Source organism: Leptospira interrogans (assembly GCF_900156205.1).
GTDB classification, from domain to species: domain Bacteria; phylum Spirochaetota; class Leptospiria; order Leptospirales; family Leptospiraceae; genus Leptospira; species Leptospira interrogans.
In genome coordinates this window covers 117,063-132,326 of record NZ_FTNA01000007.1, presented here as the reverse complement: position 1 = coordinate 132,326, position 15,264 = coordinate 117,063, and the positions used below count along the sequence as shown (strand labels likewise).

The 15,264-nt window shown below is 33.9% G+C and carries 12 protein-coding genes; 6 read left to right on the top strand and 6 right to left on the bottom strand.

Features of this window, described 5'->3' with window-relative positions; genetic code table 11:
• Positions 1 to 99 precede the first annotated feature (99 nt).
• A complete protein-coding gene (locus BW942_RS08260; RefSeq protein WP_001095358.1) occupies positions 100 to 1,173 on the top strand; it encodes an alpha/beta hydrolase in 1,074 nt (357 codons plus the stop codon).
• A gap of 387 nt (positions 1,174 to 1,560) precedes the next feature.
• Entirely contained in the window at positions 1,561 to 2,604 is a 1,044-nt protein-coding gene (locus tag BW942_RS08255; protein ID WP_000644405.1) for an alpha/beta fold hydrolase family protein, read from the top strand.
• Here BW942_RS08255 and BW942_RS08250 read toward each other — a convergent pair.
• From BW942_RS08250 to BW942_RS08240, 3 genes are all read right to left on the bottom strand, one after another.
• A complete protein-coding gene (locus tag BW942_RS08250; protein WP_001973894.1) occupies positions 2,570 to 3,181 on the bottom strand; it encodes a uracil-DNA glycosylase in 612 nt (203 codons plus the stop codon). The genes BW942_RS08255 and BW942_RS08250 overlap by 35 nt on opposite strands.
• Positions 3,182 to 4,511: 1,330 nt before the next feature.
• Positions 4,512 to 5,105, bottom strand: coding sequence for an RdgB/HAM1 family non-canonical purine NTP pyrophosphatase (rdgB, locus tag BW942_RS08245; RefSeq protein ID WP_000828653.1), 594 nt, complete (start codon positions 5,103 to 5,105; stop codon positions 4,512 to 4,514).
• On the bottom strand, positions 5,102 to 5,440 hold the full coding sequence (locus BW942_RS08240) for an STAS domain-containing protein (protein WP_000406975.1): 339 nt from the start codon (positions 5,438 to 5,440) through the stop codon (positions 5,102 to 5,104). The genes rdgB and BW942_RS08240 overlap by 4 nt, the downstream gene beginning before the upstream one ends.
• Before the next feature lie 858 nt (positions 5,441 to 6,298).
• Here BW942_RS08240 and BW942_RS08235 point away from each other — a divergent pair.
• Positions 6,299 to 7,405 (top strand): catalase family protein, encoded by a 1,107-nt coding sequence (locus BW942_RS08235; RefSeq protein ID WP_000516668.1) that lies wholly within the window; start codon positions 6,299 to 6,301, stop codon positions 7,403 to 7,405.
• A gap of 434 nt (positions 7,406 to 7,839) precedes the next feature.
• On the opposite strand, the gene BW942_RS08230 is transcribed toward BW942_RS08235, so the two are convergent.
• From BW942_RS08230 to BW942_RS08220, 3 genes are all read right to left on the bottom strand, one after another.
• Positions 7,840 to 9,930 (bottom strand): ATP-binding protein, encoded by a 2,091-nt coding sequence (locus BW942_RS08230; protein ID WP_001005911.1) that lies wholly within the window; start codon positions 9,928 to 9,930, stop codon positions 7,840 to 7,842.
• Entirely contained in the window at positions 9,931 to 10,731 is an 801-nt protein-coding gene (locus tag BW942_RS08225) for an alpha/beta fold hydrolase (protein WP_001188390.1), read from the bottom strand.
• A 224-nt stretch (positions 10,732 to 10,955) separates the two neighbouring features.
• A complete protein-coding gene (locus tag BW942_RS08220; protein WP_000833668.1) occupies positions 10,956 to 11,426 on the bottom strand; it encodes a nuclear transport factor 2 family protein in 471 nt (156 codons plus the stop codon).
• A 331-nt stretch (positions 11,427 to 11,757) separates the two neighbouring features.
• Between BW942_RS08220 and BW942_RS21435 the strand changes: the two genes are divergently transcribed.
• The 3 genes from BW942_RS21435 (at position 11,758) to BW942_RS08195 (ending at position 14,689) form a co-directional block, all read left to right on the top strand.
• Positions 11,758 to 12,192: a hypothetical protein gene (locus tag BW942_RS21435; protein ID WP_000580461.1), complete on the top strand. Its 435-nt coding sequence runs from the start codon at positions 11,758 to 11,760 to the stop codon at positions 12,190 to 12,192.
• Positions 12,192 to 12,473, top strand: a complete 282-nt coding sequence (locus tag BW942_RS21430; RefSeq protein ID WP_000394709.1) for a hypothetical protein — start codon at positions 12,192 to 12,194, stop codon at positions 12,471 to 12,473. Before BW942_RS21435 ends, BW942_RS21430 begins: the two co-directional genes overlap by 1 nt.
• A gap of 1,532 nt (positions 12,474 to 14,005) precedes the next feature.
• A complete protein-coding gene (locus tag BW942_RS08195) occupies positions 14,006 to 14,689 on the top strand; it encodes a response regulator (RefSeq protein ID WP_000861511.1) in 684 nt (227 codons plus the stop codon).
• The last annotated feature ends 575 nt before the right edge of the window (positions 14,690 to 15,264 follow it).

Genomic DNA, 15,264 nt, shown 5'->3' with positions numbered 1-15,264 from the left:
CGCTTTAAACAAAGATAAAGTATTTTTACTGCGGCTTCTAAGTTATATTATGAATTTCTACTTGATCCTTTCTAAAAAAATCTATAATCTGATTTACTAATGAATACAAACATCCGAAGAACGTTCCAGATTTTTGTTTTGGGAGTTTTCCTCTTTCAATGTAAGACGGTTATACAACTCCAAGGAGAAATTCATCATCCTAAAACGTCAGACGATTGGGATTTGACCTTAGAACATTTTTTACCTGCATTAGGTACTACTTCTAAAAAATATCCGGTTATACTCTGTCACGGATGGATGAGCAATAGAACCTATTTGAAAATCAACGAAAAAAATTCGATTGTCGCAAGGCTCCAGAAGGAAGGTTACGACGTTTGGTTATTGGATTTAAGAGGAAGAAGAGATGCAGGTTATCCTTCCTTGTTTTTTGGAGACAAAAAATTTACTTACGGAATGGATGACTACATTCAATACGACGCAGATACTGCCATTAAACACGTGTTAAATGCTACTGGAAAAGATAAGGTAAATTGGATCGGCCATAGTATGGGTGGAATGATCGCTTATGCAAGAATCGGAAGTTTTGGAGAAACAAGAATTGCAAACTTAGTCACAATCGGATCTTCTGGAATTTTAGATTCTCCGAGCGCCTCGATCAAAAGTTTGGCTTCACTTGTTTGGTTGAGCAATCTTTGGCCGGTAGTTCCGGCAGAAACTTGGATTGGTATCCAAGGAGGAACTGGAATACCTTTTCTTCCACAAAAATCGTTGGAAGAACTTTTGTGGCACAAAGAGAATATAGAACCTTCGATTCTTTCTGGAATAAAAACGACTTCGATCAATCCAGCAACCGAAAAGGAAGTCCTTCAATTTCAAGAACTTGTAGAAAACGGAGAGATCCGAAGTTTAGATCATAAAATTTCTTATTCAAACGGACTCAAAAATATTAAAATTCCTACTTTGTTAATTTCTGGCAGAAGAGATAAATTAGGAACGAGTTATTCGATTCGGTATGTGTACGATAAAATTTCCTCAGAAGATAAAACACTTTTTATAATCTCCAAAGCAAATAATCATTCTGAAGATTACGGCCATACAGATTTGATCGTCGGTAAAAACGCAGATAAGGATATTTTTATTCCTATTGTTTCTTGGTTGGATAAAAGAAATTAAAATGATCTAATATAACGTGAGTTTGGTGTAAGTAACTCGCGATTTTGGAATCTGAACCTTACAGATCGATTTTTTACATGTGGGAACTCTCACAAATCACGATTTTACGAATCAATTCTAAAATTATAGGGACTTATACTTTTAGAAAATTTTTCTTACACCGAACTCACGTTAATATAGTTTAAGGAACTTAAAATTAAAGAAAAAATTTGGATCAAAATTTCAATTGTGGGAGCTTACACAGAAAATCTGAAAGTTCTGATTGATTGAATTAGAGTTGTTGAAAAGTGGAGATTAGCAAAATTGTTTCAATTGTCCATTTCAATACAACGGAAACAGACGGAGAATTCATTTTCCAACAACTCTATTATAGATTCGTAAATCAAAATGAAGGCAATAAACTCAAAAACAAAAAAATTGAAAAGTTATAGAACCTACTCTAAACTCATCTTAAAACGGATTTATAATTTTATTTTGGATTTAAAAATGAAACTTACAAAAAAACTATCAATCTTATTTTACCTAATTATTTTTTTAGGCTGTACACGTTATGTGGTTATTACAGAACAAAAATTCGTTTCACAGACTGCAAATCTAGGACCAAATGTCTTTTTGACTACCTTCTCTTATGAAAATTCTTCTCATCCTCCGATACTTTTAATAGATCCGGTGTTCATTAACAAAAAGGCTCTTTATCTTGGAAGTAAATCCGGATTGATTGGAGTGTTAAACGGAAACGGCTTTTCGGTTTGGTTGTTACACTTTGAAGATTATAAATCCGTCAATTTAAGAGAGGTGGGAGAAAATTTAATTCCCGAAGTCATTGCAAAAATCCAAAAAGTTACTGGTAAAAAAGAAATTTTTCTAGGCGGAGTTTCCTTGGGAGGTCAGGCTATATTAAATTCTTTGAAAGCGAAAAAAGTTCCAGATGTTTCCAAAGCGTTTTTTTTAGGAACTGGAATGGACTATAAATATAATGATAGCTTTCTGGAACGAATGAAAGCGGAAAAAAGATTTGGGACTGATTTAAGTGCTTCCTGTAAAAACAAGGATAATTTTTGTAAACGTTTTATCTCTTTAGATGAAGATGATCCTACAACTCTATTCGTATATCAGAATCTTTTTAACTATTTACCGACTTTGGAAGAAAACCCGAAAGCTTGGGAGTCGTTTGAGATGTCGAGTTTCCCTACACTTTTTATCGGAGGTAGAATCGACAACGTATCTCCTACTGAAAGTATTTACCCAGTCTATCAAAGAAAAAAAGGAAAAAAAGAATATTGGGAAGCAGGAAGGGACAACGGAGCTTCAATTGATTATGATCATCTAGGACTTTTCGCCTATGAAGATGCCCCCTCCGATATTTATCAGAAAATTGCAGATTGGTTAAAAGAAACTACGAAGGTCTTTTCCAGCCCAACAAATCCATAACCTTTTTAATATCCTCCCAGACGTCTCGTTTGAGAGGACTATTCTCTCCTCCGTTTCGAATCACAAAACTAGGATGATACGTAGGCATCACAGGGATTCCGAAAAAAGATCCCCAAGTCCCTCTAAGTTTAGTAATTCCTTCTTTAGTATTTAAGATAAATCTTGTAGAAGGATTTCCTAAAGTAACAATTGCTTTTGGTTGAATGATTTCGAGTTGTCTTAAAAGATACGGAGCGCAAGCTCTAGTTTCCTCTTCTTCGGGAGGTCTATCTTTTTCAAACTTCATGTCCACGGTTGGTCTGCATTTTACGATGTTGGCGATGTAAACGGATTCTCTAGGAACTCCCATTCCTTTTTCTATGATCCTTGTCAAAAGTTCGCCCGCTTTTCCCACAAAAGGACGGCCTGTGAGATCTTCTTGTTTACCAGGACCTTCTCCAATAAAAACTAATTCCGCATCTGGATTTCCTTCTCCAAAAACAGTTTGAGTACGGGTAGTTTCGAGTTTGCAGAGTTTACACGCGGAAACTTCGGATTGCATTAGCCCCAGTCTTTTCAGTTTTTCTTCTTTGCTCATAACAATTTCTTCATCCAAGTTAAAAAAGAATTTCTCTGAAGTCAATGGAAATGATTGTTCGTATCATCTTGACTTTTGTATTTCAGGATTTTAAAAACTTTCCAATTTCTCTGGAAACATTTCCCGAAAAAATCATAAATTGTTTTCAAACGATTTGTAAAACGAACTTATATTTTTTAATCTTCTTAAGGGTTTTATAAAGTGAATTTCTATTAAATAAATTTTAAATTTGATTATAATCGCAAAACGGCAGTTTTACGTAAATATTTGATTTTTACTCAGAATGATATAATAGATTACCAAATTTTATTTCTGAATTGGTTTTTGTGATAAAAATTTAAGTTAACGTGAGTTCGATGGAACCCATGATTCTGAAAAAGTTGTAATCTGAACTTTATAGATTAATTTAAATGTAGAAACTCTAACACAATTTATAAAATAGAAGTTTATAACAATTGAATCTTGCGTATTCAAGTTTGGGAGCTATCACAAATTACGATTTTAGAAACAAATTCTAAAATTGTGGGAACTACTGCAAAACTTAGATTTGTCTATAAAATGATGTGGGAACTCATACTTTTAGAAAATTTTTACTCACGTTAAAATGAGATTTAAATTTTGATGATAGCCGCAAAACAGAAGTTTTGTGCAAAAATCTGATTGGACAATGAGTCTTTTGGTATTTCATAGTAGTTCCCACAATTTTCAAAGTTCAACTGGTAAATCCTCGATTTGTGAGAGTTCCCACATTTATTTTTTTACGAAAAAATTAACCTCTAGAGCTTGTTCCAAAACCGTCCAATGTGGATGTGGGAACTATTACGAAAATTTAACGACATAGAACTACTCGAAAATTCACAAATTGCCAAATGCGACTTAATTTGTAGGAACTACTGCATTTTATTAAAAATTTCTAAAGAATTATCGTGTAAAAATTTTTTGAGGTTTTAGGACAAGCCCCTAAGATAAAACCTAAATTCAAATTAAGTCTCAATTTGATAAAGAGCATTCTTTTGGGATTTTATAGAGGTACTCTTAAATCAATTTTAGTCGCAGTTACCGCAGATTATTTCTTTTGCTATTCATACGTATAAAAATAATACTACGTTGAATTTGTTTAAAAACTTAGAATGTAGGATCTACTTCAAAAAGCTAACAATTCCGGTCAGACTCAATTTTTGAGTAATTCTATATCTTCGGTAAAATTGTCCGTTAGCTTTTGGTAAAATTTTTATGCGTCCGAGTATAGGTTAAACGAAGACATTTTTAAATATCCTTTTGCCGTTATAAGAATACCTAAGCTTTTTAGGTTTTGGACTCAAATAGATTTTTATGGTTTCGTTTTAAGAAATTTCAAAAGCTCGTCTAAGGCTTTTTTTCTATGAGAGACTGAGTTCTTTGTTTCTTCTTGGATTTGTGAAAAAGGTTTTTGAAGCGGCGGGAAAATGAAAATTGGATCGTATCCAAAACCATATATTCCAATTCTATCATATTCTTCTGAGATCAATCCTTCACATCTACCTTCGAAACTTTGTTCAGTAGATTCGTCCACATAAGCGATCGCACAAGCATAATAGGCCTTGCGATTTTGATTCCCTTTCAGTTTTTCTAAAAGAAGAAGTGCTCTACCTTCATCATTCAGTTCCGGACCTCCAAATCGAGCCGAATAAACCCCAGGTTCATCTTTGAGAGCAGAAACACAAATTCCAGAGTCATCCGCAATTGAAGGAATTTTAGTTAAATAAAACAATTCTTTCGCTTTGATGAGAGCGTTTTCTTTAAATGTAGAACCTGTTTCTTCAGGGTTAAAAGAAACTTTCAGATCCTTAGGCGTAAGGATCTGAATTCCTAACTCCATGAGAATGGAGCTTACTTCTTTTACTTTGTTTAAGTTGTTTGTGCCGAGAGCGAGTTGTCGCTTCAAGGGTTTAGTTTAAATTCATCGAATGCATCTTCGATATTCGGAACTATTTTAAAAACCTTGTCTAACATCGTGATTTCGAAAAGTTGCAACAGATCTTCATCGTTGATTACGATAATAATATCACCTTCGGCACTTTTAAATTTCTTTTTATAAGAAACAATGATGCCTAACGCGGTGGAGCAGATGTGATTCACTTCTGTCAGATCGATAATGATCTTAGGACTTGGGTCAAAATTATGCTCGCTCAGGTTACGGTCTAATTCCTCACTATCGGATTGAAGAATGGATCCTGCAATTTTTATAATATGAATATCGTCTTGTACAGTTATTTCCATAGTTGTTCCGTTACTTCTTTGGCTGTTTGAATACGGTTTTTCAACCAAAAAATAGGTTCGGAATCGGATTTTTGATGCATTTTTTGAGAATTTAGCCTCCTCTAAGGATAGAATCTCCATTTTTGCCAAAGTTTCTTTTTCTTTTTGGGTTTTATCAAATTTTAAAACTGTAAAAATCTATCTTTTTCTTTAACCGAATTGTAGGAACTATTACCTTTTCACAGAAGATTTTTGCTATTGCAGGAGGTGCAAATTTCAAACGAAGTATAGTTTTGGATGAACATTTTAGATGTGCTTTTTTCACCGGATTTTTGGATTTTGAAGTCTTTGAACTTACTCAGAACGATAGAATAACATGAGTTCGGCGCAAAAAAAATGAGAAAGAATTTTCTAAAAGTATGAGTTCCTACAATTTTAGAATTTGTTCGTGAAATCCAGATTTGTGGCAGTTCCCACATTTTAAAGTTTTACTGTAAAATTTAAATTCCTAAGAGTTCCCACTTCTGTAAAATTCATGTTTCCTACAGATACTCAAAAACTATAGAACACAGAATACCAAGTTTTGCGTTTAAACAGGGTTATAAAAAAAATTAAAGATCTCAATTTTATAAAAATCATAATATCTTAAAAAAGTACAGGAAAAAAGATTTATAGTTTCAGAATATAATATAAGACTTTTGTATTTTAGATTCTACTGATTCCTACAAAATTGAGTACCCATAAATGTTGTGACAAAGTGTCAGTTTAATACGTGCGAATAATAAGATAAAGAGCTTGAATTCTTATTTTGTAAAAATAAAACGGAAGATTTTTTAAAATTTAGGATTTGAATTTTTAAGATCAATCGGAGTGCCAATGATGGGAAAAAAAATCGGATATGTCGCGCTTGGAATTTTATTTTTACTACTGTTACTGTATTGGATCGGACAAGGTCCTAGAGTTTCTATACCCAAGGATATAAAACCTGGAGCGGAATTTGTTTTTCCAGGAGAGGAAAAGACTACAGAAGAAACTCTTTCTCTTTTGATTTCGTCTCTCAAAGAAAAATACCAACCCGGTGGAGTAAAACGAGATGCACATCCATTTGCACACGGTTGTGTTAAAGCAAGTTTTACGGTTTCTTCTTCTATTCCAGAAGAATTTAAATTTGGAATATTCAAATCTTCTAAAACGTATCCAGCTTGGATTCGATTTTCAAACGGTTCCATTACGAAAAAATCGGATCAAGAAGGAGATATTAGAGGAATGGGAATTAAACTTTTAGGTGTGGACGGACCTAAATTGTCTGCGGACGAAAATAGAACCCAAGATTTTTTACTGATCAATCATCCCGTTCTTCCTGTGGGTGCACCCGATGAGTATTTGGCTCTTTTTCAAGCTGCATTTGCTAAAAAGCCTATGTCTTACTTTTTGGGAGGAATGCCTTGGAACTGGAAGTTAACTGCTTTGCAGGAATCTATTTCGATTCGAAGAAAAAAAATTCCAGACGTTTTAGAAATTCGTTATTGGAGTACAACTCCATATCGTTTGGGGAATGAAACCAGCGCCGTAAAATATTCTGCAATACCTTGCGAAACAAAAAAATTGGAAGTTCCAAAAAATCCAGCGGACGATTATCTTCGCCAAACGATGATTTCTCATCTTAAAGAAAAGTCTGCTTGTTTTGAATTTATGATTCAGAAACAAGGAAATCCGATCTCTATGCCGATTGAAGATCCGGCTGTTCATTGGAACGAAAAAGATTCTCCTTTCATTGCGGTTGCTAAAATAGAAATCCCTAAACAAGAGTTTGCAACTCCAGAACAGGATCGTTTTTGCGAAAATCTTTCATTAAATCCTTGGCATTCTTTGGCCGAGCACCGACCTCTAGGAGGGATTAATCGTATTCGAAAAGTTGCATATGAAACGATCGCAAAATATAGACACGAGCAGAATGGGATAAAACAATTAGAACCGACCGAATAATATATAAAAAATTCGCTTTGTTGTATAACATTTACTGAAGATCACTTAGATAAATTATATTATTAGAGTTGTTGAAAAATCAATTCTCCATCTGTTTTCTATTTCATGGAAACGGTCGATTGAAACAGTTTTGTTAATCGGAACTAGGGAATTTTTCAACAACTCTATTGTAACATAAGAAAAATATCGTATTACGTTTCTTTCATGCAATTTATTGACTGGAGCTGAAAGCGCGGTCCAACAATGCTGCATTTGCTCAATCATTCTTACGCAGAACTCACAGGATTGAAGTGTGAGTGATCTGGTACTTTATTTTATAGTTCTTGAGTAGACAAGAGTGGACAAATCTCTCTAAAGTTCGGCCATAAATAAACTAAAAATGGCGGAGTTTCTACTATAAGTTAAGTGGTATGGCTTTGATGGGTTTAAGATCATCATTTTTCGAATAGGTTCAAAATTTTTTCTATTTGAGAAACGTTATACGGCTTTGTAAGTAGGTCGTCCATTCCTCTTTGAGTCGCGACCTTTTGAATTTCCGGAGCGGCGTTTGCAGTGAGCCCTACGATACGAATCGAATCTCCTTTCGGAAATTTACGGATAATTTCCGTTGCGGAAAGTCCGTCGATTCCGGGCATATTAATATCCATAAAGATCAGATCGTAATGGAATTTTCGCGCCTTTTCTATCGCTTTCATTCCATCTTCTACTAAAAAAGGTTCTATCTTTTTCTTTTTTAGAATTCGACCTAAAAGTTTTTGATTGATAAGATTGTCTTCTACGATCAAAACCTTTAAACGAGAAAGATCTGATTTATCTGTTATAACTTCGGCTTCAGAATTTTCAGTAAACGACTCTTCGTCGATTGACTCGGGAATTTCCAGTTTGAGTTCGAACCAAAACCTGGTTCCAATTCCAGGTTGGCTTTCCACATGAATTTTACCTCCCATCAATTCTATTAGTTTTTTTGTAATCGATAACCCTAATCCAGTTCCGCCAAAATGTCTTGTGATGGATTTGTCGGATTGAACGAAAGGTTCAAATACGGAGTTGAACTTAGTAGGAGGGATTCCGATTCCAGTATCAAAAACCCAGGTTCTGAAACTCAATTCAGAATTCGTTTTTTCTAATATATGAAATCCAACTTCGACGGTTCCTTCTTTTGTAAATTTAGTCGCATTGGAGACTAAATTTGTAAGAATCTGACCAATTCTGACTGGATCTCCTTTAAGCAATTTAGGAAAGTTTGGCGGGAATAGTATGTTCAATTCGTTTTTGTTCTTAAGTATTTCCGTCCGTAAGAGAGAAACAAGATCGTTTAACAATTCCTGCATATTAAATGGAATTGATTCTAATTCGATTTTTCCGGTGTCTGCTTTGGAAAAATCAAGTAAATGGTTTACGATTTTAAGAAGTTTATCCCCGCTTCTTTGGATAAGCTCTAAGGAGTCTTTTTGATCCGGATTTAAAGGAGTATTTAACAGTAATTCGGTGATTCCTAATATTCCGGTCATGGGAGTTCTAATTTCGTGGCTGATGTTAGAGATAAAAACTGTTTTTGCTTGATTCTCCTGTTGTGCGATTTCACTTTTTTCCTTTAAAGCTTGATTCAATAAAGCTAATGTTTCTTGTTGCGAATGAAAAGAAGTAATGTCTTCGAAAAACCATAGTCTTCCCGGAGCCGTTTTACCGGGTAAAAGTAAACTTGTAACCTCGAATACTTTTTTTTCCGGGTCCGTAAACATCCACTGAGTTGAAAATTTTTCCAGATTCATATTAGATAAATTTCGATTCATTTCTAGAAAGATTTCCTTTTGATTGACTGCGGATTGTATCAGCTCGGTCATTGAAGTGGAAACTTTCCAAGAAGAGACTTCTCCTCCTTCAGAAAGAGAAAGAAGTTTTGCCGCACTTTCGTTGATCCAGGTTTTTCCAGTTCCTGAATCCATAAAGATAATTGCTTGGGGTATCGTTTTTAAAATGGAATCCAATCTGGAATGAACTGAATTCAACAAAATTTCCTTGTTTTTAATCGAAAAAATTTCGTAGATTCTAGGAGATAATTCTGTGATAAGTTTTAAAAATTCAGATATGTGTTCTGTATTTTTTGAATATAAGAATAAAAGAATATTTTTTCTTCGGTCTTCTATGTTTTCATTTGGTATAGGAACTGCGATCATTTGCGCGAAATCAATTTCTTCCAGTGCATCAAAATTGGAGAAATTGATTTCTTGACGCGTCAGTGTATAAGGTAAAACAGGGCGATTTTCGGAATAAGAGATAGACAATAAATTTATGTTCGTTTGGTCTATAGAAAAATTAAATTTCGGCTGAGACTCTACTATTTTGATGGATAACGGATCTTTACTTTCTAATAAAATTATAAAATCTGCATATAACGTGGTTTTACAAAGAGAGTAAAATTTGTCCATTTCCTCCAAATATGATCCCTTTGAAAAAAGTTCAAATGAGCGTTTATAGAATTCGTTGATTTTATCGGTAAAAGTTTTATGAGAAGACTCATTCATTCAATTTAAAGACTTAAAAAACAATTTAATTTCTTGGAGTACAGATTCCGGAGAACTGAAGTGAGGTAGATGCCCCGTTGCAGGAATCGATTTAAAAATCGCTTGAGGAATGTTTGCGCTGAGATATTTTCCTACTTCAATCGGAACCGCTATATCTGAAGATGGTTGCAAAATTAAAACGGGTTGTTTGCATTGATTCAGATCTTTTCTATGATCGGATTGAAAGATGGTTCTTGAAACTGTCAGTCCTATATCCGGGCGTATTTCCCGAAGCGATTCTGCAAAACTTTGGGCCAACTCGGGACGATCCGGATTTCCCATAGCAAGGGGGGCGAATCCTCCCGCCCAAGAAAAAAAGTTTGTTTCCATCGCAGCGAAAAGTTGATCCAAATCGGTTTGTTCGAACCCACCTTTATAGTTTGTATCGTTTAAATAACGAGGAGAAGCGCTAATAAATGCAAGTTTGGAAAAAAGTTCCGGTCTACGGATCGAAGTTATGAGTCCGATCATTCCACTTACGGAATGTCCTACATATAATGAATTTCTAATTTTCAGTTCATCCATAAGTAAGATCAGGTCTTCTGCATAGGAATAAAGATTGGAATATCGATCCGCGCTGAAAAGGGAAGGATCTGTTTTTCCAGAACCGATCGTATCAAAAAGTACAAGTCTATAATGGTCTTTTAAATTAGGAATGAGCTTATTCCAAGTCGATTGATCACAGCCAAATCCGTGACTGAATACGATCGTCTCCTTTTCGGAACCAATAATTTTTAGGTTGTGTAGAGATGCTCTTTGCATGAGTTTTTCTTTTAAAAATATTTGAGGCTGATTTTTGAAATTTTCTAACTATCAGATAGGACTGCAATTTTTGAATTTTTTTAATCTAATTCTTTTCTAAAATTCTTATGATTCGCTTGAATAACGTTATGTACGTCTTTATTTTATAATTAAACTTTTAAGTCAATACGACTAACTTATAACACCAATTTTTAATCTTGGTGTTACAAGTTATAAACTTTGATTTATTTCTGTCTTTTTAGATACAGATCCAAACCTTTTCTAGCTTCTGTTCTAATTTTGTTTTTGAGAAAAGGTAAAAAACCGAATAATAACCCCGGAAGTCCTAGTGCTTGCCTGGACCAACGATAAAAACCAAATTGATCTGTATGTTTGACGATCTTACCGTCTTTACAAACGAGTTCGGCTTGGATTACGTTATGTACCTTTTTCCCCGTTTTTGAAAATGTATAATATGCTTCCCAGGTAACTTTTCCGGTATCCCCTTCCGATTGAATTTCTCCAAATTTTAACTCTAGATCCTTTCCTCTGGAGATCAGCATTTGCCACATTCCTCTGACTTCGGTTGCATTGAGATTTGTAAAAACCGGATCGTTGAATATCACAGAATCGGAATAAAGTGTTCCCATCTTTGTGGCGTCTTTTTTTTGAAAAGCTTCGTAAAATTCCTTCGTGATTTCGGTAGCTGACTTCATAAAGTTTTCCTCATTTGTTTTCAATCGATTTTGTATCTGTTTCGAATTTCGTTAGTTGAATGGAACCGAACATTTTGTAAATTGCTTTTCGAGTAGTATTTGTTTTGTTTGATGCGGAAAATTTCCAAAGAATCGTTCACGGTTGACAATTCGTTTTTGAAATTATGATTGAATAACTTTACGGAGAGTTCAATGGGCAATACTATTTGCAAGTTTTCTTTTTTTCATTTTAAAGGTCTGTTTAGAAGCGTTTGTATTTGTTTTTGTCACTTCTTCCAATGCACAAGTACAAAATGGTGCGGATTACTCACTTGTTTATTCTAAGGACGGAGTGATCGGCTCCGTAGAATTCAACGGACTGACAATCCTTTCTGAATCTAAAAAAGAAAACGTCAGCGGACGAGTTAGTATGAATGTTTGGATTTTTCCCGGGGAAAATAAAATCAAAGTTAAAGGAATCCATAAAAGAAAAAAGGATGAATCTGCTCCATACTTAACTGCAACCCTGTATCTTGCACAGAAAGAACAGCCTTACAATGAAGGACGAAAAATTGCGGATTTTGAATGGGGAGAAGTAGAAGGTAAACCAAGTCTTCCCTTTGAACAGGAAATCACTTTTAGTCCCACTGAGGTTCCTCCCTGCGAGCTTTGGAAAGTTGCTGAAAAAATCCAATTGACTGAGGAAGATAAACAGAAGATTCAAAAGCTCATTATAGATTTACACGATGGTCTTCAAAAGAAAGATGAAAAAAACTTTTGGAATTGATGGAATTCAAAACGAAAGAATACGCCCGTGCTTATTACGATTCACCCGAAGAAGATATAAAAAATTTCAAAAAAATAGTTTTGGAGGGCGTGTTTCAAATGATCGGAGGAAAGTTGGATAAGATCGACTTTAAAAAACTTCAGTATCAATTGATCTTAGATCAAAAAGTGGTCGCTGTAACTTCTCAATCCGGTAGTAGTCCGATTACGAACAAGGCGAAAGGTTTTTCGATGCCATTGTATTTTTCAAAGATTAAAGGAGAATGGATTCTTTCGCGTTAAACCTATTAATACTTTATTAAAATAGTATATTTCATTATTTTAATAAAGTATTAATTTTATGAGTTGGTTGATTGTCGAGTAATTTTGTCTCAAGTTTAAGTCAAGATGATTACTTTTTGAATTTACTTCCAATGGAAAGGTTTTGTATTGTCGGTAAAAAGTCTGAGCTTTGCTTGGTATCATAAATCAAAGTTTTAACAAAACGTGGTAGTTCCTACAGATTAAGTCACATTACGAATTTTTAAACGCCCATCTTTTTTAGGTCCGAGTTTGTGAGAGCTCCCACATTTTATTTTTTACAGAAAAATTAGATTTCATAAAATAAAAATCTTACATCAAACTTTTGTTAATTGCTGACTCGGACGTATAAAAATAATACTATAAACTTTAAAATGTGGGATCTCCCTCGAAAAGCCAACAAATCAGTGTTCAATGTAATTTTTTGAAAATTTCTCTTTTACGTTTTTGTAAAATCAATTGTTAACTTTGGTATTATTTTTATGCGTCTGAGTAGTAACGTAGGTTCGGCATAATAAAATAAAGAAAATTTCTAAAAGTATGAGTTTTTACAATTTTAAAATATGTTCGTAAAATTGTGATTTGCGGTAGTTCCCACATAGTAAGAATGATTTACAAAGTTTAGATTCCAACTTTTTTCGGAAATGAGTTATGGCCAAACTCACGTTATATATCATATCTATCAAATTGAATACCGTAAATATTTATTATAAAGTGCTGTTTCATGTAAGTTTGATGGGATTCAATGCGAAAGCGATTGAGGCGTAGGGAACTCAGCAGAACGCTTTCTATAATAACCCACCCCACAAGTATTTGATCTCAATATAAATCTGTCGGAGTTACGACAAATCCTCTGTAAAACTTAGTTCCCACCCCACAACGCGATTCATAAAGAGCGTTGTGCTGAGTTTTCTCTATTTTTGGGTGGGGGTGGTAAGGTTCGGAAAATTTTTCTCTATCAGAAAAACATACTTTTTGCAAGTAAAAAGACTCATTCTTGTCGGAACACTTGAAAAATGTGCTTTTTTGAGCCCAGAACGGCGATCCATAGAAAGCCCGTTCTGTTGAGTTCATTTTGATTCTAAAATCCTATTCAACTTGTGGGTAAGGTTATGGCTTTCTATGGAGCGCTTTCTATAATAAATTGAAACTCAAGACAAAATATCGTATCAAGTTTCTTTCATACAATTGATTGACTGGAGCTGAAAACGCCGACCAGCAACGCCGGATTCGCCCAAATTTTCTTACACTGAATCCACATTATTGAAGTATAAACTATATTGGATTGGTCCTTTATTTGTAGTTCTGATTAAAAGTCCTTTAAAAAAGCGCGGTATTGCATTTTGTAAAAAATGAAGTCTGAAAGGGACTTTTTAAAAGTATTTTTTTAGAAGAATTCGTTTTTCAAAGTAAAATTTTCCGTATGAAAAACGTTCCTCGTAGATCCTAAAAAAATTGTCAGAAAAATATGAAAAGATAGATATGTATTCTTAAAATTTTAAGGAGCCCGTCTTATGAAAGTTGCGCCGACTTATTCTATTTTACTAGCAGAAGACGACGAAAGTAATGCGGAACTTTTGATCCGTCATTTGGAAAGATATAATTTTGACGTGGATCATGTTGTAGATGGGGTTGCTGCCGAAATCAAATTGAGAAAGATTCGATACGACTTAATTCTTACTGATAATCGGATGCCTAAACTCAGTGGTCTTGATTTTTTGGAAAGAATTCCAGATATGAATCGAATGACTCCAATTATATTTTTAACCGTAAGTAACGAAAAAGAAACAATCATTCAAGCTGCACATAATAAGAAACTTGTAGCTTATCTTTTAAAACCGATCGATACTCATGTATTGATCGAAAAAATTTGTCAGGCGTTGGGGATTAAAACGAATTCATTGATCGATAAGAAAGAATATCCATTTGAAATCCTTCCTTTTACTCACACTGATAAAGGGGTTGGAGTTGGAATCGAATTAAAAGGATGTCCTTACGGAAAGAGTATAGAAAAACTCGTTCAGGAAATTGCATTTTTTTTAAAAGAACTTCCTTCTTTACGAAGTATTCTGATCAAGGTAAATCCTGAATTTTTTTATTTTAAAAGTGGAACTCAACTTCTTTCTTCTCTAAAGGATCGTTTGGCGATTAAATATGAGATTTCTAAAGAAGACATTACAATTCAGACGGAACACTGATTGGGGATCGTATGGATTGATTTGTTTTTAAATATAAAGTTTTTTTCAAATAAAGATCGTGAAGTTTATTTCAGTTTTTGGGAAATGATTCTTTATTAGAATTTTATTAAGCAATTTACTTTAAAGACTTAAGAGTTTGTCCCAAAACTTCAAAGAATTTTACATTAGAGTTGTTGAAAAATTCCCTAGTTCCGATTAACAAAACTGCTTCAATTGCCCATTTCCATAAAATAGAAACAAATGGAGAATTAATTTTTCAACAATTCTATTATAATTCTTTAGAAATTTTTAATAAAGTTAGTAGTTCCTACATTTTTGTGAAACTCAATGCATCGCTTCTATGGTCGCTCTGCAGGTCACATTTGACAATTTGTGAACTTTCGAGTAGTTATAATGTCGTTAAATTTTTATAGTAGTTCCCACATTGGATGGTTTTGGGACAAATTCTTAATGTGAATTCAAGATAATGGAATTAGAAAAATATTTCTTACTCAGAAACTATAGAAAGATTTTAACTTTATCTGAACGGAGACGTATTTTAAAATTTATGATACCTATTTTATAAGATTGTTAAT